General features: G+C 70.6%; 26 protein-coding genes. 20 read left to right on the forward strand and 6 right to left on the reverse strand.

Annotated elements, in window-relative coordinates:
• Positions 1-197: 197 nt before the first annotated feature.
• Positions 198-3737, forward strand: a complete 3540-nt coding sequence (dnaE, locus tag ADL01_RS26075; protein ID WP_053744463.1) for a DNA polymerase III subunit alpha — start codon at positions 198-200, stop codon at positions 3735-3737.
• Between the two features lie 121 nt (positions 3738-3858).
• Here the strand turns inward: dnaE and ADL01_RS45470 are convergent, their stop codons facing one another.
• Complete coding sequence (locus ADL01_RS45470; protein ID WP_199834929.1) at positions 3859-4032, reverse strand: hypothetical protein; 174 nt, start codon at positions 4030-4032, stop codon at positions 3859-3861.
• Positions 4033-4269: 237 nt separating this feature from the next.
• On the opposite strand from ADL01_RS45470, the gene ADL01_RS26080 reads away from it, so the two are divergent.
• From ADL01_RS26080 to ADL01_RS26095, 4 genes are all read left to right on the forward strand, one after another.
• Positions 4270-5493: an NYN domain-containing protein gene (locus ADL01_RS26080; RefSeq protein ID WP_053744495.1), complete on the forward strand. Its 1224-nt coding sequence runs from the start codon at positions 4270-4272 to the stop codon at positions 5491-5493.
• A gap of 120 nt (positions 5494-5613) precedes the next feature.
• Positions 5614-6585, forward strand: a complete 972-nt coding sequence (locus tag ADL01_RS26085; RefSeq protein ID WP_053744464.1) for an ABC transporter ATP-binding protein — start codon at positions 5614-5616, stop codon at positions 6583-6585.
• A gap of 112 nt (positions 6586-6697) precedes the next feature.
• Entirely contained in the window at positions 6698-7525 is an 828-nt protein-coding gene (locus tag ADL01_RS26090) for an ABC transporter permease (RefSeq protein WP_053744465.1), read from the forward strand.
• Positions 7526-7559: 34 nt separating this feature from the next.
• Positions 7560-8276: a hypothetical protein gene (locus tag ADL01_RS26095; RefSeq protein ID WP_078960756.1), complete on the forward strand. Its 717-nt coding sequence runs from the start codon at positions 7560-7562 to the stop codon at positions 8274-8276.
• Between the two features lie 226 nt (positions 8277-8502).
• Here the strand turns inward: ADL01_RS26095 and ybaK are convergent, their stop codons facing one another.
• From ybaK to ADL01_RS26115, 4 genes are all read right to left on the reverse strand, one after another.
• Positions 8503-9000, reverse strand: coding sequence for a Cys-tRNA(Pro) deacylase (gene ybaK, locus ADL01_RS26100; protein WP_053744467.1), 498 nt, complete (start codon positions 8998-9000; stop codon positions 8503-8505).
• Between the two features lie 11 nt (positions 9001-9011).
• A complete protein-coding gene (locus tag ADL01_RS26105; RefSeq protein ID WP_053744468.1) occupies positions 9012-9752 on the reverse strand; it encodes an LON peptidase substrate-binding domain-containing protein in 741 nt (246 codons plus the stop codon).
• A gap of 11 nt (positions 9753-9763) precedes the next feature.
• Positions 9764-10840: a hypothetical protein gene (locus ADL01_RS26110; protein WP_053744469.1), complete on the reverse strand. Its 1077-nt coding sequence runs from the start codon at positions 10838-10840 to the stop codon at positions 9764-9766.
• A 98-nt stretch (positions 10841-10938) separates the two neighbouring features.
• Positions 10939-12537 carry a hypothetical protein gene (locus tag ADL01_RS26115; protein WP_053744470.1) on the reverse strand — a complete coding sequence of 533 codons (1599 nt, stop codon included), beginning with the start codon at positions 12535-12537 and terminating at the stop codon, positions 10939-10941.
• Positions 12538-12744: 207 nt separating this feature from the next.
• Here ADL01_RS26115 and hisD point away from each other — a divergent pair, with 207 nt between their 5' ends.
• From hisD to hisF, 8 genes are read left to right on the forward strand one after another with little or no spacing between them, the layout of a single operon-like run.
• Complete coding sequence (gene hisD / locus ADL01_RS26120) at positions 12745-14070, forward strand: histidinol dehydrogenase (protein WP_053744471.1); 1326 nt, start codon at positions 12745-12747, stop codon at positions 14068-14070.
• On the forward strand, positions 14067-15179 hold the full coding sequence (locus tag ADL01_RS26125) for a histidinol-phosphate transaminase (RefSeq protein ID WP_053744472.1): 1113 nt from the start codon (positions 14067-14069) through the stop codon (positions 15177-15179). Before hisD ends, ADL01_RS26125 begins: the two co-directional genes overlap by 4 nt.
• Entirely contained in the window at positions 15176-15769 is a 594-nt protein-coding gene (gene hisB, locus ADL01_RS26130) for an imidazoleglycerol-phosphate dehydratase HisB (protein WP_006377508.1), read from the forward strand. Before ADL01_RS26125 ends, hisB begins: the two co-directional genes overlap by 4 nt.
• A 4-nt stretch (positions 15770-15773) precedes the next feature.
• A complete protein-coding gene (locus ADL01_RS45475; protein WP_053744473.1) occupies positions 15774-15938 on the forward strand; it encodes a hypothetical protein in 165 nt (54 codons plus the stop codon).
• Positions 15929-16585 (forward strand): imidazole glycerol phosphate synthase subunit HisH, encoded by a 657-nt coding sequence (gene hisH / locus ADL01_RS26140; RefSeq protein WP_053744474.1) that lies wholly within the window; start codon positions 15929-15931, stop codon positions 16583-16585. Before ADL01_RS45475 ends, hisH begins: the two co-directional genes overlap by 10 nt.
• A gap of 3 nt (positions 16586-16588) precedes the next feature.
• Positions 16589-17314 (forward strand): bifunctional 1-(5-phosphoribosyl)-5-((5-phosphoribosylamino)methylideneamino)imidazole-4-carboxamide isomerase/phosphoribosylanthranilate isomerase PriA, encoded by a 726-nt coding sequence (gene priA, locus ADL01_RS26145; RefSeq protein WP_053744475.1) that lies wholly within the window; start codon positions 16589-16591, stop codon positions 17312-17314.
• Positions 17311-17709 (forward strand): RidA family protein, encoded by a 399-nt coding sequence (locus tag ADL01_RS26150; RefSeq protein WP_053744476.1) that lies wholly within the window; start codon positions 17311-17313, stop codon positions 17707-17709. The genes priA and ADL01_RS26150 overlap by 4 nt, the downstream gene beginning before the upstream one ends.
• On the forward strand, positions 17706-18461 hold the full coding sequence (hisF, locus tag ADL01_RS26155; protein WP_053744477.1) for an imidazole glycerol phosphate synthase subunit HisF: 756 nt from the start codon (positions 17706-17708) through the stop codon (positions 18459-18461). Before ADL01_RS26150 ends, hisF begins: the two co-directional genes overlap by 4 nt.
• A 108-nt stretch (positions 18462-18569) precedes the next feature.
• Here the strand turns inward: hisF and ADL01_RS26160 are convergent, their stop codons facing one another.
• Positions 18570-19205 (reverse strand): TIGR03085 family metal-binding protein, encoded by a 636-nt coding sequence (locus tag ADL01_RS26160; RefSeq protein ID WP_053744478.1) that lies wholly within the window; start codon positions 19203-19205, stop codon positions 18570-18572.
• An 83-nt stretch (positions 19206-19288) separates the two neighbouring features.
• Here ADL01_RS26160 and hisI point away from each other — a divergent pair, with 83 nt between their 5' ends.
• The 7 genes from hisI to trpM all read left to right on the forward strand — a co-directional run bounded on the left by hisI (position 19289) and on the right by trpM (position 24066).
• A complete protein-coding gene (gene hisI / locus ADL01_RS26165; RefSeq protein ID WP_053744479.1) occupies positions 19289-19714 on the forward strand; it encodes a phosphoribosyl-AMP cyclohydrolase in 426 nt (141 codons plus the stop codon).
• An 11-nt stretch (positions 19715-19725) separates the two neighbouring features.
• Positions 19726-21204, forward strand: a complete 1479-nt coding sequence (locus tag ADL01_RS26170; protein ID WP_053744480.1) for an anthranilate synthase component I — start codon at positions 19726-19728, stop codon at positions 21202-21204.
• Positions 21205-21310: 106 nt separating this feature from the next.
• Positions 21311-21964 (forward strand): TIGR02234 family membrane protein, encoded by a 654-nt coding sequence (locus tag ADL01_RS26175; RefSeq protein ID WP_053744481.1) that lies wholly within the window; start codon positions 21311-21313, stop codon positions 21962-21964.
• Between the two features lie 133 nt (positions 21965-22097).
• Positions 22098-22352 (forward strand): HGxxPAAW family protein, encoded by a 255-nt coding sequence (locus tag ADL01_RS26180; protein WP_053744482.1) that lies wholly within the window; start codon positions 22098-22100, stop codon positions 22350-22352.
• A 94-nt stretch (positions 22353-22446) separates the two neighbouring features.
• Entirely contained in the window at positions 22447-22896 is a 450-nt protein-coding gene (locus tag ADL01_RS26185) for a DUF2752 domain-containing protein (protein WP_053744483.1), read from the forward strand.
• A gap of 164 nt (positions 22897-23060) precedes the next feature.
• Complete coding sequence (trpC, locus tag ADL01_RS26190; RefSeq protein ID WP_053744484.1) at positions 23061-23870, forward strand: indole-3-glycerol phosphate synthase TrpC; 810 nt, start codon at positions 23061-23063, stop codon at positions 23868-23870.
• A gap of 22 nt (positions 23871-23892) precedes the next feature.
• Positions 23893-24066 (forward strand): tryptophan biosynthesis modulator TrpM, encoded by a 174-nt coding sequence (gene trpM / locus ADL01_RS47885; RefSeq protein ID WP_107090998.1) that lies wholly within the window; start codon positions 23893-23895, stop codon positions 24064-24066.
• Positions 24067-24121 lie beyond the last annotated feature (55 nt).

The following is a 24121-nucleotide window of genomic DNA, read 5'->3' on the forward strand; positions in this document are numbered from 1 at the left end:
CAGGTGATGCATGACGAATGGGGCCCGGACGGGCCGATGGGCGGGACGGATGACTCCGTCGTCCCTCCAACGTCCGAAGGTACGCCTCAGTGCCCACGGCCCACCCACGGAATGTCAGTGCCGAGGCATAGACTTCGTCGCTGTCCCCCCAGACTGCCCGCAGCCTGTCGCCGAGTGTTTTCCATGGAGGCCATGCCGTGTCAAAGCCGCCGTTCACGCACCTGCACGTCCACACCCAGTACTCGCTGCTGGACGGTGCCGCGCGGCTCAAGGACATGTTCAACGCGTGCAACGAGATGGGCATGACCCATATCGCCATGTCCGACCACGGCAACCTGCACGGGGCCTACGACTTCTTCCACACCGCCAAGAAGGCGGGCGTCACGCCGATCATCGGTATCGAGGCGTATGTGGCGCCGGAGTCGCGGCGCAACAAGCGCAAGATCCGCTGGGGCCAGCCGCACCAGAAGCGCGACGACGTGTCCGGTTCGGGTGGTTACACCCACAAGACGATCTGGGCGGCCAACGCGACGGGCCTGCACAACCTGTTCCGGCTCTCCTCGGACGCGTACGCCGAGGGCTGGCTGCAGAAGTGGCCGCGCATGGACAAGGAGACCATCTCCCAGTGGTCCGAGGGGCTCATCGCCTCCACGGGCTGCCCGTCCGGTGAGCTCCAGACCCGGCTGCGACTGGGGCAGTTCGACGAGGCGCTGAAGGCCGCCTCCGAGTACCAGGACATCTTCGGCAAGGACCGGTACTTCCTGGAACTGATGGACCACGGCATCGAGATCGAGCACCGGGTCCGCGACGGCCTCCTGGAGATCGGCAAGAAGCTCGGCATCCCGCCCCTGGTGACGAACGACTCGCACTACACGTACCCGCACGAGGCGGGCGCGCACGACGCGCTGCTGTGCATCCAGACCGGCAAGAACGTCTCCGACCCGGACCGCTTCAAGTTCGACGGCACCGGCTACTACCTGAAGTCCACGGACGAGATGTACGCGGTCGACTCCTCGGACGCCTGGCAGCAGGGCTGCGCCAACACCCTCCTGGTGGCCGAACAGGTCGACACGGCAGGCATGTTCGAGGCGAAGAACCTCATGCCGAAGTTCGACATCCCGGACGGCTTCACCGAGATCACCTGGTTCCAGGAGGAGGTCCGCCGGGGCATGGAGCGCCGCTTCAACGGCAACGTCCCCGAGGACCGCCAGAAGCAGGCCGAGTACGAGATGGACGTCATCATCCAGATGGGGTTCCCGGGGTACTTCCTCGTCGTCGCCGACTTCATCATGTGGGCCAAGAAGCAGGGCATCGCGGTCGGCCCCGGCCGTGGTTCGGCGGCCGGTTCGATCGTCGCGTACGCCATGGGCATCACCGACCTCGACCCGATCCCGCACGGTCTGATCTTCGAGCGGTTCCTCAACCCCGAGCGCGTCTCCATGCCCGACGTCGACATCGACTTCGACGAACGCCGGCGCGTCGAGGTGATCCGCTACGTGACGGAGAAGTACGGCGCCGACAAGGTCGCCATGATCGGCACGTACGGCAAGATCAAGGCGAAGAACGCCATCAAGGACTCCGCGCGCGTGCTGGGCTACCCGTACGCGATGGGCGACCGGCTCACCAAGGCCATGCCCGCCGACGTCCTCGGCAAGGGCATTGACCTCAACGGCATCACCGACCCCTCGCACCCGCGCTACAGCGAGGCCGGCGAGATCCGGGCGATGTACGAGAACGAGCCGGACGTGAAGAAGGTCATCGACACCGCGAAGGGCGTCGAGGGCCTGGTCCGGCAGATGGGTGTGCACGCCGCCGGCGTCATCATGTCCAGCGAGCCCATCGTCGACCACGCGCCCGTGTGGGTGCGGCACACCGACGGTGTGACCATCACACAGTGGGACTACCCGCAGTGCGAGTCGCTCGGCCTGCTGAAGATGGACTTCCTGGGCCTGCGCAACCTGACCATCATGGACGACGCCGTCAAGATGGTGAAGGCGAACAAGGGCGTCGAACTCGACCTGCTGGCCCTGCCGCTGGACGATCCGGCGACCTTCGAACTGCTCCAGCGCGGCGACACCCTCGGTGTGTTCCAGTTCGACGGCGGCCCCATGCGCTCGCTGCTGCGCCTGATGAAGCCCGACAACTTCGAGGACATCTCCGCCGTCTCCGCGCTCTACCGTCCCGGCCCGATGGGCATGGACTCGCACACCAACTACGCGCTTCGCAAGAACAAGCTCCAGGAGATCACCCCGATCCACAAGGAGCTCGAGGAGCCTCTCCAGGAGGTCCTCGCGGTCACCTACGGCCTGATCGTCTACCAGGAGCAGGTGCAGAAGGCCGCCCAGATCATCGCCGGGTACTCCCTCGGCGAGGCCGACATCCTGCGCCGCGTGATGGGCAAGAAGAAGCCCGACGAACTGGCCAAGAACTTCACCATCTTCCAGGCCGGCGCCAAGAAGAACGGCTACAGCGACGAGGCGATCAAGGCCCTGTGGGACGTCCTGGTCCCGTTCGCCGGGTACGCCTTCAACAAGGCTCACTCGGCGGCCTACGGCCTGGTCTCCTACTGGACCGCCTATCTGAAGGCGAACTACCCGGCCGAGTACATGGCCGGTCTGCTCACCTCGGTCAAGGACGACAAGGACAAGTCCGCGATCTATCTGAACGAGTGCCGGCGCATGGGCATCAAGGTGCTCCCGCCCAACGTCAACGAGTCGATGTCCAACTTCGCCGCCCAGGGCGACGACGTGATCCTCTTCGGCCTCTCGGCGGTGCGCAACGTCGGTACCAACGTCGTCGATTCGATCATCAGGTCCCGCAACGCCAAGGGGAAGTACGCCTCCTTCCCCGACTACCTCGACAAGGTCGAGGCCGTCGTCTGCAACAAGCGGACCACGGAGTCACTGATCAAGGCCGGCGCGTTCGACAGCATGGGGCACACCCGCAAGGGCCTCACCGCGCACTTCGAGCCGATGATCGACAACGTGGTCGCGGTGAAGAGGAAAGAGGCCGAGGGACAGTTCGACCTCTTCGGCGGCATGGGCGACGAGGACACCAGCGAGCCCGGCTTCGGTCTCGACGTCGAGTTCACCACCGACGAGTGGGACAAGGCCTATCTCCTCGCCCAGGAACGGGAGATGCTCGGCCTGTACGTCTCCGACCACCCCCTCTTCGGCCTGGAACACGTCCTGTCCGACAAGGCCGACGCGGGCATCTCCCAGCTCACCGGAGGTGAGCACGCCGACGGCGCGGTCGTCACCATCGGCGGCATCATCTCCGGCCTCCAGCGCAAGATGACCAAGCAGGGCAACGCCTGGGCCATCGCCACCGTCGAGGACCTCGCCGGTTCCATCGAGTGCATGTTCTTCCCGGCGACCTACCAGCTGGTGTCGACCCAACTCGTCGAGGACGCCGTCGTGTTCGTCAAGGGACGCCTTGACAAGCGGGAGGACGTGCCCCGGCTGGTCGCGATGGAACTCCAGGTCCCCGACCTGTCCAACGCGGGCACCAACGCGCCCGTGATCCTCACCATCCCCGCGCTGAAGATCACCCCGCCGATGATCAGCAGGCTCGGTGAGATCCTCAGCCACCACAAGGGCGAGAGCGAGGTTCGCATCAGACTCCAGGGACCGAGCAAGACCACGGTGCTGCGACTCGACCGGCACCGGGTGAAGCCCGACCCGGCCCTCTTCGGCGACCTGAAGGTGCTGCTCGGCCCGTCCTGCCTGGCCGGCTGAGCAACTCCTGGCCGGCTGAGCAACTGACGTGCGCGAGGGGCGCACCCTGAACGGGTGCGCCCCTCCTTGTGTCTGGGCTTCGACAGCCCGCTGTTCAGACGTCCGTCGTACTCGCGCGGGCTCAGTTGTGGCCGAAGCGCTTCTGCCGGCCCTTACGTGCCATGTCACCGGGAGTCACCTGGCTGGCGCGCTGCTCGGCCTGCGACTCGATCGAGGAGGACTTCGCCTGCTCGGTACCGCGCTCGGCCTGTGACGCCTGTTGGTGCGAGCGACTCTGCTTCTTGTTCTTGGCCATGGTGATCTTCCTCCTGAGGGGGATCTAGGGGCCAGGACCGCATCCAGATTCACACGGCCCGACAAAGCGTGCATGTCGGAGAATTACCGTGCGTAATAAGGTCGGACCGTGCGGCGGGACCCGCGACCGACGAGGGAAACGCCACGCCGAAGATCGAGTTCGGGCCGTTAACCTCCGCGTGGTCGGGCAGACTCGAAGGAAGCCCGAAGCAAACCTCCCGGAAAGAGGGTGGAACGCGTGGACCGCTGCATCGTCCTGGTGGACGCCGGGTATCTGCTCGGGGCCGCGGCGAGTCTTCTCGCCGGAGAGCCCTCGCGGTCCCGGATCACCGTCGACCACACCGCCCTCATCCAGGGCCTGCGAGAACGCGCCGAGTCGGACACCGAACGGCCACTGCTGCGCATCTACTGGTTCGACGGCGCCCCCGACCGGGTGCCCCAGCCCGAGCACCGCAGACTGCGCGTGATGCCCCGGGTCACCGTCCGGCTCGGCGCCCTGACCCGCAGCGACGGACGGTGGGCCCAGAAGGGCGTCGACGCCGCCATGCACGCCGAGCTGACCGAGCTGGCCCGCAACCGCGCCTGCTCCGACATCGTCCTCGTCACCGGCGACGGCGATCTGCTGCCGGGCATGATGGCGGCCAAGGAACACGGAGTCGCCGTACACCTGTGGGCCGTGCAGGCTGCCGACGGGGACTACAACCAGTCCGAGGACCTGGTCGCCGAGGCCGACGAGCGGCGCGTCCTCGACCGTACGTGGATCACCAAGGCCGTACGGGCCAAGGAGATCGGCGGGATCTGCGCGCCGCAGCCCGCGCCCCGGCCCGAGATCGCCGCGATCCTGTCCGCGCCGCTGCCCGAGTCGTCGCTCGCGCAGACCGGCGAGCGGGCCGCCGACGAGCAGCAGCAGGAGCACACGGCGGCGCCGGACGCGCAGAACGGCGCCCAGGAGCGGGTGCCCGCGCCCAAGGGCGTCCCGACCCCGAAGGACCTGGCCGCGCTGCGGGCCCCCGGCGCCCAGCCCGCCCAGCATCCCGCGAACGCGACCCTGCGCTGGTCCTCCGACAAGGGCTGGGTCGACCGGCCGGGCGTGGCCTCCGAGCCCCCCGAGATCGCGTCCATGCCGACGCTGGCCCAGCTCACCTCGGCCGAGCAGCGCTGGGCGGACCGCGAGGAGGACATCACCACGGTCGGCGGTGATCCCTACGAGGTCGGACAGGTGTTCGCGCGCCGCTGGATGGAACGCCTCCCGGAACCCGCTCAAGTGCAGAAACTGTCCACCATGTACCCCCGTATCCCGCACCGCGTCGACGGCGAGCTGCTGCGCTACGCCGCCCGCTTCGGTCTGCTCGCCCACAAGGACGACCAGATCGACGAGCACGACCGGTACGCGATCAGGGCCGGCTTCTGGCGTGAGATCGACGTCCGTACGGCGGCGGAGCACGCACCCGCCGGCGAGTGAGCGGCCCGGTCCGGACAAGGACCGGGCGGGGGTTGAATTTCAGGCGGTGTCGGGCACCCCGTACTCTCGTCCTTCGTGAGTACGAGCACGGCACACGCAGCCCTACACGGTGACGATGTCGTGTGCGCGGTGCGCGATCTCACCAAGACCTATCGCGCGGTACGCGGCCGGCGCGGCGCCCCCGGAACCCCAGAGGTACGGGCCACCGACGCCGTGGAGCTGGACGTCCGGCGCGGTGAGATCTTCGGACTGCTCGGGCCGAACGGTGCCGGCAAGTCGACCCTCGTCCGGCAGATCACCGGCCTGATGCGCCCCGACCGGGGCAGCGTAGAGATCCTGAGCCACGACGTCGTGCGCCACCCCGAGCGAGCCGCGCGCATCCTCGCCTACCTCGGCCAGGAGTCCAGCGCCCTCGACGAACTGACCGTCTCGCTCGCCGTCGAGACCACCGCGCGACTGCGCGGCCTCGATGTGCGGCAGGCGCGCGCGGAACGGGACGCGGTCCTGGAGGAACTCGGGATCACGGCACTGGCCGCCCGGCCCCTCCGCAAGCTGTCCGGTGGGCAGCGGCGGCTCGCCTGTTTCGCCACCGCGCTGGTCGGGGAACGGCCGCTGCTCGTCCTCGACGAGCCGACGACCGGGATGGATCCCGTGGCGCGGCGGGCCGTGTGGTCGGCGGTGGACCGGCGGCGCGCCGAACGCGGTACGACGGTGCTGCTGGTCACCCACAACGTGATCGAAGCGGAAACGGTTCTCGACCGGGTCGCCGTTCTCGACCGGGGGCGCGTGATCGCGTGCGACACGCCTGCCGGACTGAAGGAGCAGGTCGCGGGCGAGGTCCGGGTCGATCTGGTCTGGCGGGAGTCGGCGCCGCTGCACGTCCCCGAGGTCGCCGCGCTGCGGGACCGGGCCGTCGAATCGGGGCGCAGGTGGACGTTGCGGCTGGCCCCCGAGGAGGCCCGCGCGGCCGTCGCCACCGTCACCGGCGGGGCCGCCTTCACCGCGCTGGACGACTTCACGCTGGCCACGCCGAGCCTGGAGGACGTGTATCTGGCGCTCGGGGGCAACGTGCAGGGGCTGGTGAAGGCGTGAGCGGGCTGAGCGTGGTGAGCGTGGGCGGCTTCGGATCCGTACGGGTGTGTGTGCGGGGAGTGGCGGGGGAGAGGGCGGCTGTCGTGACCGGGACGAAGAGGAGCAGCTCGACGTGAGTTTCGTACCCGCCGAGGTGCTGCCGGGCAGCGCCCTGGCCGCGCAGAAGACGCCCGCGCGCCGCGCGGCGGCCGAGCTGGGGCCGCGTGCGCGGCTGTGGCCCGCGCTGGTCGCGGTGTACCGGGCGCAGCTGTCCCGGGCCCGGGTCGCGCGGATTCCGCTGCTGTTCGTGGCGACCTTCCAGTCCGTCGGGATCATGATCCTGATGCGGGGGGTCGTGGACGGGGGCGGCGAGGCGCGGGCCGTGGTGGCCGGGGCTTCGGTGCTGGTGGTGGCTTTCGTCGCGCTGAATCTGCTCGCTCAGTACTTCGGGCAGTTGCGGGCCAGCGGCGGGCTCGATCACTACGCCACGCTGCCGGTACCGCCGGCGGCCGTGGTGCTGGGGGCCGCGGGGGCGTACGCCTCCTTCACCGTGCCGGGGACCGTCGTCACGGCGGTGTTCGGGTGCCTGCTCTACGGGCTGCCGCTGACACATCTGTGGGTGCTCGCCTTGGTGATCCCGCTCGCGGGGGCCGCGCTCGCCGGGCTCGGCGCCGCGTTCGGGCTGCTCGCGCCGCGGCCGGAACTGGCCACGCTGCTCGGGCAGTTGGGTATGTCGGCGGCGCTGTTGCTGGGCGTGCTGCCGGCGGAGCGGATGCCCGGGGTGGTGCGGTTCGCGCGGGATCTGCTGCCTTCGACGTACGGCGTGGAGGCCTTCGCCCGGACCTTCGGGCCCGAACCCGACTGGGCCTTCGTGTTCGGTGACCTCGCCGTGTGCGCGGGGGTCGGGGTGGTCTCGCTGGCCGTCGCGACCTGGGCGTACCGTCGGGCGGCCGTCCGGTGACGCGCCGCGTGGACGGGCCTGGCACGATGTCAGTGTGACCGCACCGCTGACTCCGCCTCCGCCGCCGCATCAAGATCCCTCGCATGGACATGGCGAGGCTTCGCGGCCCCAGCAGCCCCTGCAGCAGCAGCCCTCGCTCCAGGAGGCGCAGGACGGCCGGTCCTGGCAGTTCTGGCCGGAGCCGTCCGGGGGAAGCGGGTTCGCGCCGGCGTACGGACAGGACGGCCCCGGTATGAAGACCGAACTGCGGGAGGCCGCCGTCGTCACGGTGGCGATGGCGCTCGGTGGGGTGCTGCTCGGGCTGCTGTGGTGGTGGCTGGCGCCGAGTGTGCCGTTGATCGGGGACGTCGTCGACGGCAGGTGGGTCGTGTACGTCAAGGACAGCGAGGGTGAGCAGGCGATCGGGGTCGACGGAACGTTTACTCTGCTGGCGCTGGCCTTCGGGGCGGTCAGTGCGCTGGGGGCGTTCCTGGTGCGGCGGCGTGGGGGTGTGCCGCTGGTGGTCGCGCTGGCGGTGGGGGGCGTGCTCGGGTCGGTGCTGGCGTGGCGGCTGGGGGTGTGGCTGGGGCCGGCGCAGGATGTGATCGCTCACGCGAAGGGTGTGGGCAAGGGGGTGACGTTCTCGGCGCCGTTGAAGTTGGGGGCGAAGGGGGTGTTGCTGGTGTGGTCTGTGGCTGCGCTGGTGGTGCATCTGGGGTTGATGGGGTTGTTCGGGCCGCGGGACCCGGATGGGGTGGCTCCGCCGGTTTAGGGGGGTGTTCTCGCCCCCGCCGCCCATACCCGTCCCATCCCGGGGGCTGCCGCCCCCGGGCCCCCGCTGTCGGCCCTGAAGGGGCCTTGTCCTCAAACGCCGGACGGGCTGAGGGGGCGGGGCCTGGGCTGGATAGATGCGGCGCACGGGTGGGTCGGCCTGGCTGCGGAAACGGCGCGGGCGGCTGGGCGGGAGAGAAGGCCGGGCTGGAGGGGCAAGCTGCGTCCTAGTTGCGGGCGATCGGGGCCCTGATTGCCTGGGTGAGGGTCGTGAGGGACTCGGGGGAGAGTTCTACCTCCAGGCCCCGGCGGCCCGCCGAGACGCAGATTGTGGGGTGGGCGTCCGCCGAGTTGTCCAGGACCGTGCGGAGCTTCTTGCGCTGGCCCAGGGGGGAGATTCCGCCCCGTACGTAGCCCGTCGTGCGCTCCGCGAGTGCGGGGTCCGCCATGGACGCCCGTTTGCCCGACACCGCCGCCGCCAGCGCCTTCAGGTCCAGCTGGCCCGCCACGGGGACCACCGCGACCGTCAGTACCCCGTCCACGTCCGCCACCAGGGTCTTGAAGACGCGCTCCGGCGACACCCCCATCGCCTCGGCGGCCTCCTCGCCGTACGAGGGATGCGCGGGGTCGTGCTCGTACGCGTGCACCGTGTACGCGACGCCCGCCGCCGTCAGTGCCACTGTCGCCGGGGTGCCCACCGACTGCTGCTGCTTCTTCTTCGCCATGCGGCTCCCCCTCAGTTGAGGCTCGTCGGGGCGCGGGTCAGGTCCGCCGCGGGCAGCGACGGGAGGTTGCGGATGATCGCCGTCTCCGTGCGCAGGAGGTTCAGTTCCTCGCGGAGCCGGGACGACGTGTCCGGGGCTTGGAGCAGGCGCTGCTTCGACGGGGTGTCCAGCATCATCGCGGCCGCCACCAGGTACGACACCACCGCCGGCTCGTCGGGCAGCTCCGCGCCCGTCGACAGGGACCGTTCCCGTGCGCCCGCCAGACGCTTCTGGTACTGCCGGAAGGCTCGCAGGACGCCCTCCGCCAGCGCGCCCGCCTCGTCGCCGGGGGATTCCTCCAGCTCCTCCAGTTCCGCGGTCAGGAAGGGGCCCGACGCGTCCACCGACACCAGCCGCACCCGGGTCGTACCGGTGGCCAGCACCTCGAACGTGCCGTCCGCGCGTTCCCTGATCGTCGCCGCGTCCGCCACGCATCCCACGGAGTGGAACGCCTTGACCGGGTCGTCGCCGAAGCCCGCCGTGGGCCCGCGGTCGGGCACCGCCGTCTGGTCGGGCAGGCCCTGCGCGCTGGGTGCCACCTCGTGGCCGTCGCGGATCGTCACGACGGCGAACCGGCGCGGTTCGTCCTCGGGGGTCTTCAGGAGCTCGCGCATCATGGCGCGATATCGCTCCTCGAAGACGTTCAGCGGGATGACGAGTCCCGGGAACAGCACCGAGTTGAGCGGGAAGAGCGGCAGTTGGACGGTGGTCACGACGGGAAAGCCTAATGGTCGCCGGAGTGGGCGCGTCCGACGTGCTCACTCCGTGGGCGAGCGGCGCACGCCGGGCAGCGGGCGGCGGGCGCGTTGCGGTGGATCTCCTCGCGTGCTTCGAGGAACCTGCCGAGCGGGTCGTCCGAGAACCGGTCCCAGGGGAAGGACGTGGTGTACGGGCCGGTCAGACGCAGTTGGAGGAGGGCGTCCTGCCAGCGGCCGAGCGCGATCAGGACGTAGATGAGCAGGTTGCGCAGTTCGGCCGGCCACGGGTCCGCCGCCGGGTACGTCGCGGACAGCGCCAGGGCCGTGTCCGCCGCCGCGTCCAGGCGACAGCGGTCCACCACCGTCCTGCCGTCGCCCTCGGTCAGGCAGATGAAGGCCGCGTGCAGGGGCAGCGCCTGGACGAGGGTGCCGGGCAGGGCGTCCTGTGCGGCCCGCTCGGCGAAGTCGAAGCACTCGCGGTACGAGCCGGGGCCGCGCGGGGACCGGAAAGGGCCCGTGGACAGGTACTGGAGCGCCGCCACATGGCAGCCGTAGTGGTGGGGAGAGCGGCGTACGGCCTCCGCCCAGAGCCTCTCGAACTCGCCGTGCTCCGCGTCGCTGCCCCGCGCCCGGTCCAGCGCGATGCGCCAGGGCACCGGGTCGCGCGGGTCACCCGCCGCCGCGGCCTCCACCAACGGGCCGGTCTGCAGCAGGAATTCGGCCCGGGCGGGGGACTCCCAGGCGTGGACCACCGCCAGTTCGGCCGCGATCAGCAGCGCGTCCGGGTCCTCCGGGGCGGCGGCCCGCCAGGACGTGAGCCACTCGGCGCGGGAGTGCGCGAACGCGGCCAGCCGGATCACGTAGCGGTCGCGGTTGTCCCACTCGCCCGTGGCGCGGGTGGCGGCCAGCAGTGCGGACGCGGGCCCGTACTCGCCCCGGCCGGCCGCGACCAGTGCGGGGCCGAGCCGGGCGTCGGGCGCGTCGAGCAGTACCTCGTCGTCGGCGGGCAGTCCGGCGGGGGCGAGGCGTGGAGACGGCGGAGTGTTCCGTTCCGTCCTGGTGGCACGGAGGAACGCACGCAGCGAAGCCATGGTGTCGACCATTGAAAGGCGCAGGTAGGGGCCGCGCCAGACCAAATGGGCACCCGATTTTTAGTTGTACGGCGAGAGGTGAGGGGATGGTGAAGAAAAATGAGCGCTGCTCAGCTTCTGCGCAGCGTCCGGGTCGCCCCCGCCGCCACCGTCGTCGCCAGGACCCAGCCCAGCATGATGATCGCGGCGGCCAGCCACTGCCAGCCGCCGCGCAGCTGCCAGAACCCCACCTGGCCCAGATCGATCACCGGGAGAAGCAGGTCCAGGGCGAAGAGCGAGGGGTTCCACGGCGGGTGTTCCCCACTGTTCAGCGGCGGATGGCTCGCGTGCGCGAACGCCACCGAACTCGCCGCCCACAGCACCGCCATCCACACGGCGGCCCGGCCGGGCCGGTACCCGTAAGCGACCGTCCAGTCCTGCACGTACCCCCACAGCTTCGCCGCAGGCGGCAGGGTCTCGCGGCGCCGACGCTGCTTGGCGAGCAGTACCTCGCGCGCGTCCTCGTCCTCACCGCTGTTGCGCAGCACGGCGGCCAGCCGCTCGTACGGCTCCGGGCTGTACTCGGCGGTCGCCGCCGCCACCCACGCCAGCCGCTGCGCCGGCGGGAACGGCCCCTGCGGTACGAGGTTCTCGTATCCGAAGCCGCCCATGTGCAGGTTGCCCGGTCCCGGCCAACTGCCCGCCCGGTCCATGAGGTTGACGACCTTGGCGCCCGACAGGACCACCTTGCCGCGCTCCGGCCGGTCCCCGAGGAAGCGCAGCTCGGGTGTCTGCACCCGGCGCAGCGACAGCTCCTGGTCGTCCGTGAACGTGAGCCGGGCGCGTTCGAGGTCGACGGCGTCGCCGAACCGGCCGTCGTCCAGCCGGATGCCGCCCTCGCACTCGAAGCGCTGGATGCGCGTCCCGCGCGCGGGGGTCGTGCCGCTGGTCATGATGGGGTTCCAGACCCCGGCGGGGGTCAGATACAGCGTGCGGCCCACGGTCAGCTGGGGGGCGTTGAGCGCGAGTCTCCCGTACGGATTGGCGAGCCTGCTGCCGCGCAGGCTCAGGGAGACGCCGATCGTCGCCCCGCGCAGGCTCAGCTCGCCGTGCGACTCCAGCATCTCGGCCTGGAGGTCCTGCCCGACGTTCATCCCGTCCCCGACCAGCGAGCGCCCACGCCGGTCCCGGTAGACGACGGCCTGGTTGAGCAGCAGATCCGTACCGATGTGCGCGTCGGTGAGGCGTACGCCGTTGTGGAAGCGGCAGCGGGGGAGATGCAGATCGCCCTCGGTGTGCACCCGGGCCGCCTCCAGTCGCGGCACCGAGCAGTCCACCATCCGTACGGTCGTGAAGTGGGCCTCCGGCAGCAGGATCTCGTTCTCGAACCGGCAGCCCTTCAGCTCGACGTACGGCTCGACCGTGCCGCCGGCCAGGTCGAGCGTGCCGCTGATCTGCACGCCGGTGAGCTTGAGGGACGACACGCGCCCCGCGAGCGCGGGCGGGCCGTCGAGGAGCAGCCAGCACACGATGCGGGCCCGCACCGTCCGGTCGGCGCCCCACGGATGGCCGCCGTGCGGATCGTCGACGACGGTGTCGCCGCTGCTCAGGTCCAGCACGCTGCCGTTGCGGAAGGCCTGCCACATGCCGACCTCGGCGGCGCTCAGGTCGTCCGGCGGTTCCCCCGCGGTCCGCGAGTCCCCCGTGCGGATCCCGGCACCCTCTGTCACGACGTTTTCCCACTCCTCCCCGTGTCACCAGGCGTTACCAACAGGTTTAGTACAACCGTTCTGCCCGCTCAGTAACCCTCTGAACTCAAGACGTGAAGCTGATCTTCCGAGTTCCCGTGCGGAGCCCGCGGGGGGCCACGCAACGCTCCGTATCAGCCACTGATACGCGCGAACGGCGCCCGATCGACGTCTGAGAGAATTGACCGCGTGATCTCTCGAATCGATCTGCGCGGCGACGCCCTCCCTGAGGGACCCGCCCTGCGCGACCTGCTGCCCCGAGCCGACTTCGACGTCTCGGCCGCCCTGGAGAAGGTGCGTCCGATCTGCGAGGCCGTGCATCATCGGGGCGACGCGGCGCTGATCGACTTCGCCGAGAAGTTCGACGGCGTCCGGCTGGAAACCGTACGCGTGCCCGTCCAGGCCCTCGCCGACGCGCTCGAGCAGCTCGACCCGGCCGTCCGCGCGGCCCTCGAGGAGTCCATCCGCCGCGCCCGTCTCGTCCACCGCGAGCAGCGCCGTACGACGCACACGACCCAGGTCGTGCCCGGCGGCTCGGTCACCGAGAAGTGGGTGCCCGTGGACCGGGTCGGGCTCTACGCGCCCGGCGGCCGGTCCGTGTACCCGTCCTCCGTGATCATGAACGTCGTGCCCGCGCAGGAAGCGGGCGTCGAGTCCATCGCCCTCGCCTCCCCCGCCCAGGCCGACTTCGACGGGCTGCCGCACCCCACCATCCTCGCCGCCTGCGCCCTGCTCGGCGTCGACGAGGTGTACGCGGCCGGCGGTGCCACCGCCGTCGCGATGTTCGCGCACGGCACCGAGTCCTGCCCGCCCGCCAACATGGTGACCGGTCCCGGCAACATCTGGGTCGCCGCCGCCAAGCGGTACTTCGCGGGGAAGATCGGCATCGACACCGAGGCCGGCCCCACCGAGATCGCGATCCTCGCCGACGACACCGCCGACCCGGTGCACGTCGCCGCCGACCTGATCAGCCAGGCCGAGCACGACCCGCTGGCCGCCGCCGTCCTCGTCACGGACTCCGTGGCCCTCGCGGACGCGGTCGACAAGGAGCTGGAGTCGCAGGTCGCGGCCACCAAGCACGTCGACGATCGGATCGCCCCGGCGCTGGCCGGCCGGCAGTCCGCGATCGTCGTCGTGGACGGCGTGGAGGAGGGGCTGCGGGTCGTCGACGCGTACGGCGCCGAGCACCTGGAGATCCAGACGGCGAACGCGGCGGCCGTGGCCGACCGGGTGCGCAACGCCGGCGCGGTCTTCGTCGGACCCTGGGCGCCGGTCTCCCTCGGCGACTACGCGGCCGGATCCAACCACGTCCTGCCGACCGGCGGCTGCGCCTGCCACTCCTCCGGCCTCTCCGTCCAGTCCTTCCTGCGCGGCATCCACATCGTGGACTACACGCGGGACGCGCTGGCCGACGTGGCGCAGCACGTGGTGACGCTGGCGGAGGCGGAGGACCTGCCCGCGCACGGCGCGGCGGTCAAGGCGCGGTTCGGGTGGAAGGTGCCTGAGAGCAAGTGAACTTCGGAATCGACGATCTCCCCGTACGGGACGAGCTGCGCGGCAAGTCGCCGTACGGCGCGCCCCAACTGGACGTCCCCGTACGGCTGAACACCAACGAGAACCCCTATCCGCTGCCCGACGCCCTCGTCGAGCGGATCGCCGAGCGCGTGCGCGAGGCGGCCCGGAACCTCAACCGCTACCCCGACCGGGACGCCGTGGAGCTGCGCACGCGGCTCGCCGAGTACCTGACGGACACCTCGGGCCACGAGGTCGGCCTCGCCAACGTGTGGGCCGCCAACGGCTCCAACGAGGTCATCCAGCAGCTGCTCCAGACCTTCGGCGGGCCCGGCCGCACCGCGATCGGCTTCGAACCGTCGTACTCGATGCACGGCCTCATCGCGCGCGGGACGGGCACCGGATGGATCTCCGGTCCCCGCAACGAGGACTTCACCATCGATCTCGCGGCGGCCGAGAAGGCCATCGCCGAGCACCGGCCCGACGTCGTCTTCGTCACCACCCCCAACAACCCCACCGGCAACGCGGTCCCGCGCGAGACGGTCCTCGCCCTGTACGAGGCCGCGCAGGCCGCCCGGCCCTCGATGGTGGTGGTCGACGAGGCGTACGTCGAGTTCAGCCACGGCGACTCACTGCTGCCGCTGATCGAAGGACGGCCGAATCTCGTCGTCTCCCGGACGATGTCCAAGGCGTTCGGGGCGGCGGGGCTGCGCCTCGGCTATCTCGCCGCGCACCCGGCCGTCGTCGACGCCGTGCAGCTCGTACGGCTGCCCTACCACCTGTCGGCCGTGGCGCAGGCGACCGCCCTGGCCGCCCTGGAGCACACCGGCACGCTGCTGAAGTACGTCGAGCAGCTCAAGGCCGAGCGGGACCGGCTGGTCGGCGAACTGCGCGCCATCGGGTTCGACGTCACCGAGTCCGACGCCAACTTCGTGCAGTTCGGCACCTTCGCCGACTCCCACGAGGCCTGGCAGCGGATCCTCGACCGGGGCGTCCTGGTCCGCGACAACGGCGTACCGGGATGGCTGCGGGTCACCGCGGGAACTCCCGCCGAGAACGACGCGTTCCTGAACGCGGTCCGTGAACTGAAGAAGGAGCAGGACGAGTCATGAGCCGCGTCGGACGCGTGGAGCGCACCACCAAGGAGACATCGGTCCTCGTCGAGATCGATCTCGACGGCACCGGCAAGGTCGAGGTGTCGACGGGCGTCGGCTTCTACGACCACATGCTCGACCAGCTCGGCCGGCACGGTCTGTTCGACCTCACCGTGAAGACCGAGGGCGACCTGCACATCGACTCGCACCACACCATCGAGGACACCGCCCTCGCCCTCGGAGCCGCCTTCAAGCAGGCACTCGGCGACAAGGTGGGCATCTACCGCTTCGGCAACTGCACGGTCCCCCTGGACGAGTCCCTCGCCCAGGTGACCGTGGACCTGAGCGGCCGCCCCTACCTCGTGCACACCGAGCCCGAGAAGATGGCGCCGATGATCGGCGAGTACGACACCACGATGACCCGGCACATCCTGGAGTCCTTCGTCGCCCAGGCCCAGATCGCGCTGCACGTGCACGTGCCCTACGGGCGCAACGCGCACCACATCGTGGAGTGCCAGTTCAAGGCGCTCGCCCGGGCGCTGCGCTATGCCTCCGAGCGCGACCCGCGCGCGGCGGGCATCCTCCCCTCCACGAAGGGCGCCCTGTAAAGCCATGAGCGGCCTTTCCACCATCCTGATCGTCGTCGGCCTCTTCCTGCTCGGCGGGATCTACTCCTTCGTCAAGCAGAAGATGCCGATGAGCCTCATCGTGCTGCTCTCGATAGCCGCCGCGATGTGTCTGGTCGCCGGCGTCATGAGGCTGGAGGTATGGAATTGAGCGCGTCCACAGCGTCCAAAAAGGTCGTTGTTTTCGACTACGGGTTCGGGAACGTGCGGTCGGCGGAACGCGCTCTCGCGCGCGCGGGTGCCGACGTCGAGATAACGCGTGACTTCGACACGGCCATGAACGCGGACGGGCTGCTCGTACCGGGCGTCGGCGCCTTCGCCGCCTGTATGCAGGGCCTGAAGGAAGCGCGCGGCGACTGGATCGTCGGTCGCCGGCTCGCCGGCGGGCGTCCCGTCATGGGCATCTGCGTGGGCATGCAGATCCTCTTCGCGCGCGGTATCGAACACGGTGTCGAGACCGAGGGCCTCGACGAGTGGCCCGGCTCCGTCGAGCCGCTCCAGGCCGACATCGTGCCCCACATGGGCTGGAACACCGTCGACGCCCCCGCGGACTCCCAGCTCTTCGCGGGCCTGGACGCCGACGCGCGCTTCTACTTCGTCCACTCGTACGCCGTCCACGACTGGTCCCTGGAGACCACGAACCCGCTGATGCGCGCCCCCAAGGTCACCTGGTCGACCCACGGCAAGCCCTTTGTGGCGGCTGTCGAGAACGGCGCCCTGTGGGCCACCCAGTTCCACCCCGAGAAGTCCGGCGACGCCGGAGCGCAGCTGCTCACCAACTGGATCGGAACCCTGTAGACCATGGCCAAGCTCGAACTCCTCCCCGCCGTCGACGTCCGCGACGGCCAGGCCGTTCGCCTCGTGCACGGCGAGTCCGGTACGGAGACCTCGTACGGCTCTCCCCTGGAGGCCGCCCTCGCCTGGCAGAGCTCCGGCGCGGAATGGCTGCACCTGGTCGACCTGGACGCCGCCTTCGGTACCGGCGACAACCGCAAGCTGATCGCCGAGGTCGCCGGGGCGATGGACATCAAGGTCGAGCTGTCCGGCGGTATCCGCGACGACGACACGCTGGCCGCCGCCCTCGCCACCGGCTGCACCCGGGTGAATCTCGGCACGGCCGCCCTGGAGACCCCGGAGTGGGTCGCCAAGGTCATCGCGCAGCACGGCGACAAGATCGCGGTCGGCCTGGACGTACGGGGCACCACGCTCCGCGGACGCGGCTGGACCCGCGACGGCGGCGACCTCTACGAGACGCTGGAGCGCCTCAACTCCGAGGGCTGCGCGCGGTACGTCGTGACCGACATCGCCAAGGACGGCACCCTCCAGGGCCCGAACCTGGAGCTGCTGAGGAACGTCTGCGCGGCGACCGACCGGCCCGTCGTGGCCTCCGGCGGCGTCTCGTCCCTGGACGACCTGCGGGCCATCGCCGAGCTGGTACCCCTGGGTGTCGAGGGCTCCATCGTCGGGAAGGCCCTGTACGCGAAGGCGTTCACCCTGGAAGAGGCCTTGGAGGCGGTGGCCAAGTGAGCGACGTACGGCGTGTCACGACCGGTGCGCCCTGGGAGGAGACCTTCGGGTACTCCCGCGCGGTGGAACTGCCGAACGGCCTGGTGCTGGTCGCCGGCTGTACGTCGATAGTGGACGGCCAGATCGCCGGCGGCGGTCCGTACGAGCAGACGGTCAACGCCTTCAACGTCGCGTTCGCGGCGCTGGAGCAACTGGGTCTCGGGCGCGACGACGTGGTGCGCACGCGCATGTACATCACGCACGCGCGGGACGTGGACGACGTCGGACGGGCTCACAAGGAGCTGTTCGACTCCGTCCGCCCCGCCGCATCGATGATCATCGTCTCCGGCTTCGTGGACCCCAGCCTGGTCGTCGAGGTCGAGGTGGAAGCGTTCCGGGGGGTGTCCGCGGCATGACCCTCGCCGTACGAGTCATCCCCTGCCTGGACGTGGACAACGGCCGGGTCGTCAAGGGCGTCAACTTCCAGAACCTCCGCGACGCGGGCGACCCCGTCGAGATGGCCAAGGTGTACGACGCCGAGGGGGCCGACGAACTGACGTTCCTGGACATCACCGCCTCCTCGGGCAACCGCGAGACCACCTACGACGTGGTCCGCCGCACCGCCGAGCAGGTGTTCATCCCGCTCACCGTGGGCGGCGGGGTGCGCGCGGCCGAGGACGTCGACAAGCTGCTGCGCGCCGGCGCCGACAAGGTCGGCGTCAACACGGCCGCCATCGCGCGTCCGGAGCTGATCCGCGAGATCGCCGAGCGCTTCGGCCGACAGGTGCTGGTGCTGTCCGTGGATGCCCGCCGTACCGACTCCGGCTCCTTCGAGGTCACCACCCACGGCGGCCGACGCGGTACCGGGATCGACGCGGTCGAATGGGCGCACCAGGCTGCCGAACTGGGCGCCGGTGAGATCCTGCTCAACTCGATGGACGCGGACGGTACCAAGGACGGGTACGACATCGAGATGATCGAAGCGGTACGTAAGCACGTGCGCGTGCCGCTGATCGCCAGTGGGGGAGCGGGGCGGCTCGCCGACTTCGCGCCGGCCGTCGCGGGCGGTGCGGATGCGGTTCTGGCGGCGTCCGTCTTTCACTTCGGGGATCTTCGGATCGGGCAGGTGAAGGACGCCCTGCGGGCTGCTGGGCATCCGGTTCGCTGACACGCGGTTCTTTTGCTGCGGCTCCGGTGGGGCTTGTCGCGCCCACGCGGCGGAGCCGCGCATAGACGCAGCCCCGCGCCCCTGAAGGGGCGCGGGGCTGCGTCCTTCTCAGATGCCCAGCTGTTTTGATTCGTGGAGCTTGGTGATCGCGTCCTTGTCGCCTTCCAGCTCCACGTCGGCGACGTCCTGGCGGCCGTACACGAAGAGCAGCAGTTCGGACGGTTCGCCGGTCACCGTGACCACCGGGGTGCCGCGGTGGGCGACCGCCGTCTGGCCGTCCGGGCGGCGCAGTACCAGGCCCGTCGCCGCGCCGCGGCCCGCCAGGCGGGCGGTGCGCTCCAGCCGGGACCACAGGGTGTCCTGGAAGACCGGGTCCAGCTCGCGGGGTGTCCAGTCGGGGCGCGCCCGGCGCACGTCCTCCGTGTGGACGTAGAACTCGACGATGTTCGACGCCTCGTCCACCTGCTTCAGCGAGAACGGCGAGAAACGCGGCGGGCCGGTACGGATCAGCTGGATCAGTTCCTCGTACGGCTTGTCGGCGAACTCCGCCATCACCCGTTCGAGTCGGGGACCGAGCTGCTTGATCAGCAGACCTCCGGCGGCGTCCGGCCGACGCTCGCGCACCACCACGTGCGCGGCGAGATCACGGGCCCGCCAGCCCTCGCACAACGTCGGGGCGTCGGGACCCTCGGTCTCCAACAGGTCGGCGAGAAGAAGTCGTTCACGCTTCGCATAGGTAGACATGCCGACAAGCGTACGACCGGGTCTACGGTCCGCCCAGTGGACGTACCGAGGGGAGTGTCAGTGGGGCGCGGCACAATGGCCCCATGACCAGCAGCACACCCCCGCCCAGCAGGTCCAGCGGCCCCAGCCCCCTGGCCCCGGAGATCGCCGCGCGCCTCAAGCGCGGCCCCGACGGGCTCGTGCCCGCCGTCGCCCAGCAGTACGACACCGGTGAGGTGCTCATGCTCGGCTGGATGGACGACGAGGCGCTGCACCGCACCCTGACCACCGGCCGCTGCACCTACTGGTCGCGCAGCCGCCAGGAGTACTGGGTCAAGGGCGACACCTCCGGTCACTTCCAGCACGTGAAGTCCGTCGCCCTCGACTGCGACGCCGACACCGTGCTCGTCAAGGTCGACCAGGTGGGCGCCGCCTGCCACACCGGCGCCCGGACCTGCTTCGACGCCGACGTCCTGCTCGACGTGTCGTTCGAGGACGCCGATTCCGGCGTCCTGCCCCAAGGTCAGTAAGGTCAGCGGCCATGGACCTCGAGACCTTCCGCAAGCTGGCCACCGACCGGCGCGTCATCCCCGTCACCCGCAAGCTCCTCGCCGACGGAGACACCCCGGTCGCGCTCTACCGAAAGCTCGCCGCCGAACGCCCCGGCACCTTCCTGCTGGAGTCAGCCGAGAACGGTCTGTCCTGGTCCCGCTACTCCTTCGTCGGCGTCCGCTCGAGCGCCACCCTCACGGCCCGCGACGGCGAGGCGCACTGGCTCGGCACCCCACCCGTCGGCGTGCCCACGGACGGCGACCCGCTCGCCGCCCTGCGCGCCACCATCGAGACCCTCCACACCCCCCACCAGGAGGACCTGCCGCCCTTCACCGGCGGCATGGTCGGCTACCTCGGTTACGACATCGTGCGCCGCCTGGAGAAGATCGGCCCCGGCGAGCGCGACGACCTCCAGCTGCCCGAGCTGACCATGCTGCTCACCAGCGACCTGGCCGTCATGGACCACTGGGAGGGGTCGGTCCTGCTGATCGCCAACGCGATCAACCACAACGACCTCGACACGGGCGTCGACGAGGCCTACGCGGACGCCGTGGCCCGCCTCGACGCCATGCAGGCCGACCTCTCGCGCGCGGTCGCGCAGCCGCCCGCCGCGCTCCCGCCCTCCGAACTCCCCGAGTACACGGCCCTGTGGGGCGGCCCCGACTACCAGCTGGCCGTCGACGACATCAAGGAACGCATCCGCGCCGGGGAAGCCTTCCAGGTGGTCCCCTCCCAGCGCTTCGAAACACCGTGCACGGCAAGCGCGCTGGACGTCTACCGGGTCCTGCGCGCCACCAACCCGTCCCCGTACATGTACCTGTTCCGCTTCGACGGGTTCGACGTCGTCGGATCGTCCCCCGAGGCCCTCGTCAAGGTCGAGGACGGGCGCGCGATGGTCCACCCCATCGCCGGCACCCGGCATCGCGGATCCACCCCGCAGGAGGACCAGGCCCTGGCCGAGGAACTGCTCGCCGACCCCAAGGAGCGAGCCGAGCACCTCATGCTCGTCGACCTCGGGCGCAACGACCTCGGCCGGGTCTGCGAGCCCGGCTCCGTCGAGGTCGTCGACTTCATGTCCGTCGAGCGGTACTCGCACGTCATGCACATCGTCTCGACCGTCACCGGCCGCGTCGCACCCGGCCGCACCGCTTTCGACGTCCTGACGGCCTGCTTCCCGGCCGGCACGCTCTCCGGGGCGCCAAAGCCGCGCGCGATGCAGATCATCGACGAACTGGAGCCGTCCAGGCGGGGGTTGTACGGCGGCGCCGTCGGCTATCTCGACTTCGCGGGCGACTCCGACACCGCCATCGCCATCCGCACGGCCCTCCTGCGCGACGGCACGGCCTACGTCCAGGCGGGCGCCGGCGTCGTCGCCGACTCCGACCCGGTCGCCGAGGACAACGAGTGCCGCAACAAGGCGGCGGCGGTCCTGCGCGCGGTCCACACGGCGAACCGGCTCGGACAGTAAGGCGTTTCCCGACGAGGAGAGCGCGAACGGGACGACGACGGGGGCGACGAATGGGGCGCTTCTCACGTGAGCCCCGGGTGACGGTTCACCCGGGGTTCAGGACATAGTGGGGTACGTGACTGCCGTACCCGTACCCGTGCCTCTTCCGCGTTCCGAAGCCCCCCTCTCCGGCCGGGCCGGCCGCCTCAGCCTCGCCGTCGCCCTGCTGGCCGGTGCGCTGGGCGCGGCCGTCGCGCTGCTCGCCACCCGCCAGCGCTGGTCGGAGGGCACCGCGACCGTGGCCGGCGGCGCCTTCCCGCTGACCGCCAGGGGCAGCGACGTCACGGGCGTTCCCGCGGCCCTCGCCATAGTGGGCCTTGCCGCGCTCGTCGCCGTCTTCGCCGTCCGTCGCTCCGGCCGCCTCCTGGTCGCCGGACTGCTCGCGCTGTCCGGCGTGGGCACGATCGCCTCCGCCCTCCTCGGCGCCTCCGACAGCTCCGCCCTCGACGAGAAGGCCGCGCGGGCCACCGGCGACACCGCGGCCACCGTGCACACCCTCAGCCACACCGGCTGGCCGTACGCGGCCGCCGTCGGCGGTGTGCTGATCCTCCTCGCCGGCCTGCTCGCCCTGCGCTACGGCCGCCTGTGGCCCGGCATGTCAGGCCGGTACGAGCGTGGTGGCGCGCCGCGTCCGCCCCGCCGGGCGGGGGCCGTCGACCCCGACCGGCCCGAGGAGATCTGGAAGGCACTCGACCGGGGCGAAGACCCCACCGGGGCATAGCCCCGTCGGGTGACTCGCTGGGCTGACCCCCGGGCGTCCCCCACGCGTGCGCGTGCGGGACAATGGACGTCGAGCTTCCGGCTCACCGCGTTCTGCATTCAACAACCAGCAACTCAGCAACGAGGAGCAAGTCATGGCGGGCACTAGCCACGGTCACACTCTGGCCGCCTGGACCGGCGTCACCATCGCCATCATCGGTTTCTGCGTATCGGGCGCGTTCATGGTGATGGCCGAGCCGCTGGGCTTCTGGGCCGGCATGGTGATCGTGGTCCTCGGCGGTGTCGTCGGCTGGATCATGGCCGCGATGGGCCTCGGCAAGCAGAAGCCGACCACCCAGGGCCGCCAGGGCCACCAGGTCGCGAGTGAGCCGGCGGGTGCCGGCAGCTGAACCCCTTAGGGGACCGGTTCTCGGACTGGCGAGGGGCGGCCCGGCGAAAGCGCCGGAGCCGCCCCTCGCGCGTGTACGCGCCGGAAGGGGCAGAATGCGTCGGGTGGACATCGAGCGGGCTCAGCAGGGCGTGCCGACGGGCGTCGGTGCCGTGGCGGGACGGGTGGCCGTGCCCGCCGGGGTGCTCGCGGCCGTCGCCGGGGCCTTCGCCTACGTCGGGACGGTCGACCCCAACGAACCCGGCCACTACCCCGTCTGCCCGCTCCTGCGCCTGACCGGCGTGTACTGCCCCGGCTGCGGCGGTCTGCGCAGCGCCTACGCCTTCGTACACGGAGACTGGGTGACGGCCCTCGGTGCCAACGCGCTCGCCGTGACGGGATACCTGGCCTTCGCCGTCCTGTGGACCGTCTGGGTGGTTCACGCGGTGCGTGGACGGCCGATGCGGATCGACCTGGGGCCGGCGCAGCTGTGGAGCCTTGGAGCATTGCTGCTGGTCTTCACCGTTGTCCGGAACCTGCCGTTCGGTGGCTGGCTTCACCCTTGATCAACAACAAATGTCCAGGTAATGGGACCGATGTCAACCGGATGTGAGGGGGATGCCCTCCTCCGGATACCATCGAAGTGACCAGCTTTGACAGTTTGTGCAGCTTCGATGCTGTGAATGGTTTGAACAGTCAATCGCCTACCGTCTGGAAGGGGGCCGCTCGCGTGAGTGTGCTCGACGAGATCATCGACGGAGTCCGTGCCGACCTCGCGGAGCGGCAGGCGCGCGTCAGCCTCGACGAGCTCAAGGAGCGCGCGGCGAAGGCTCCCGCTGCCAAGGACGGCGTCGCCGCACTGCGCGGCGACGGCGTCAAGGTCATCTGCGAGGTCAAGCGGTCCAGCCCCTCCAAGGGCGCGCTGGCCGCGATCGCCGACCCGGCGGCCCTCGCCGCGGACTACGAGGCGGGCGGCGCGGCCGTCATCTCCGTCCTCACCGAACAGCGCCGCTTCGGCGGATCACTGGCGGACCTGGAGGCGGTGCGCGCCCGGGTGGACATCCCCGTGCTGCGCAAGGACTTCATCGTCACGTCGTACCAGCTGTGGGAAGCGCGGGCGTACGGGGCCGACGTGGTCCTGCTGATCGTCTCGGCCCTCGACCAGCCGGCCCTGGAGTCCCTCGTCGAGCGCGCCGAGTCCATCGGGCTCACCCCGCTCGTCGAGGTGCACGACGAGGACGAGGTCGAGCGGGCGGTGGACGCGGGGGCCCGGATCATCGGTGTCAACGCGCGCAACCTGAAGACCCTCGAGGTCGACCGCACCACGTTCGAGCGGGTCGCCCCGGAGATCCCCGACAGCATCGTCAAGATCGCCGAGTCCGGTGTCCGCGGCCCGCACGACCTGATCGCGTACGCCAACGCGGGCGCCGACGCCGTACTGGTCGGCGAGTCGCTCGTCACCGGGCGCGATCCCAAGTCGGCGGTGGCCGATCTGGTGGCGGCGGGGGAGCATCCCGCGCTGCGGCACGGGCGGGGCTGATCTCCCGCTAGTGTTGGCGCCGATGACTCTCACCCTGACACCCATGGACCGGTACGCCCGCCTCGCGCGCGGCTGCCGGCCTCGTGGCTGTCGTGCGCCCGCGCGGCGGGTGCATGGGCGGCGGGTTCGGTATGTCATCGGGGATGAGCCTGGACAGGTCAACGGGATGCGATGGCCCTGCGGGGCTTGGCAGTAGGGTGCGAGCCGTCTGATCGGGCCGCGCCCCTGGCTTTGCGCTTCGCGAGCGGTGT

The organism is Streptomyces sp. NRRL WC-3618, assembly GCF_001280005.1.
In the GTDB taxonomy this organism is placed as follows: domain Bacteria; phylum Actinomycetota; class Actinomycetes; order Streptomycetales; family Streptomycetaceae; genus Streptomyces.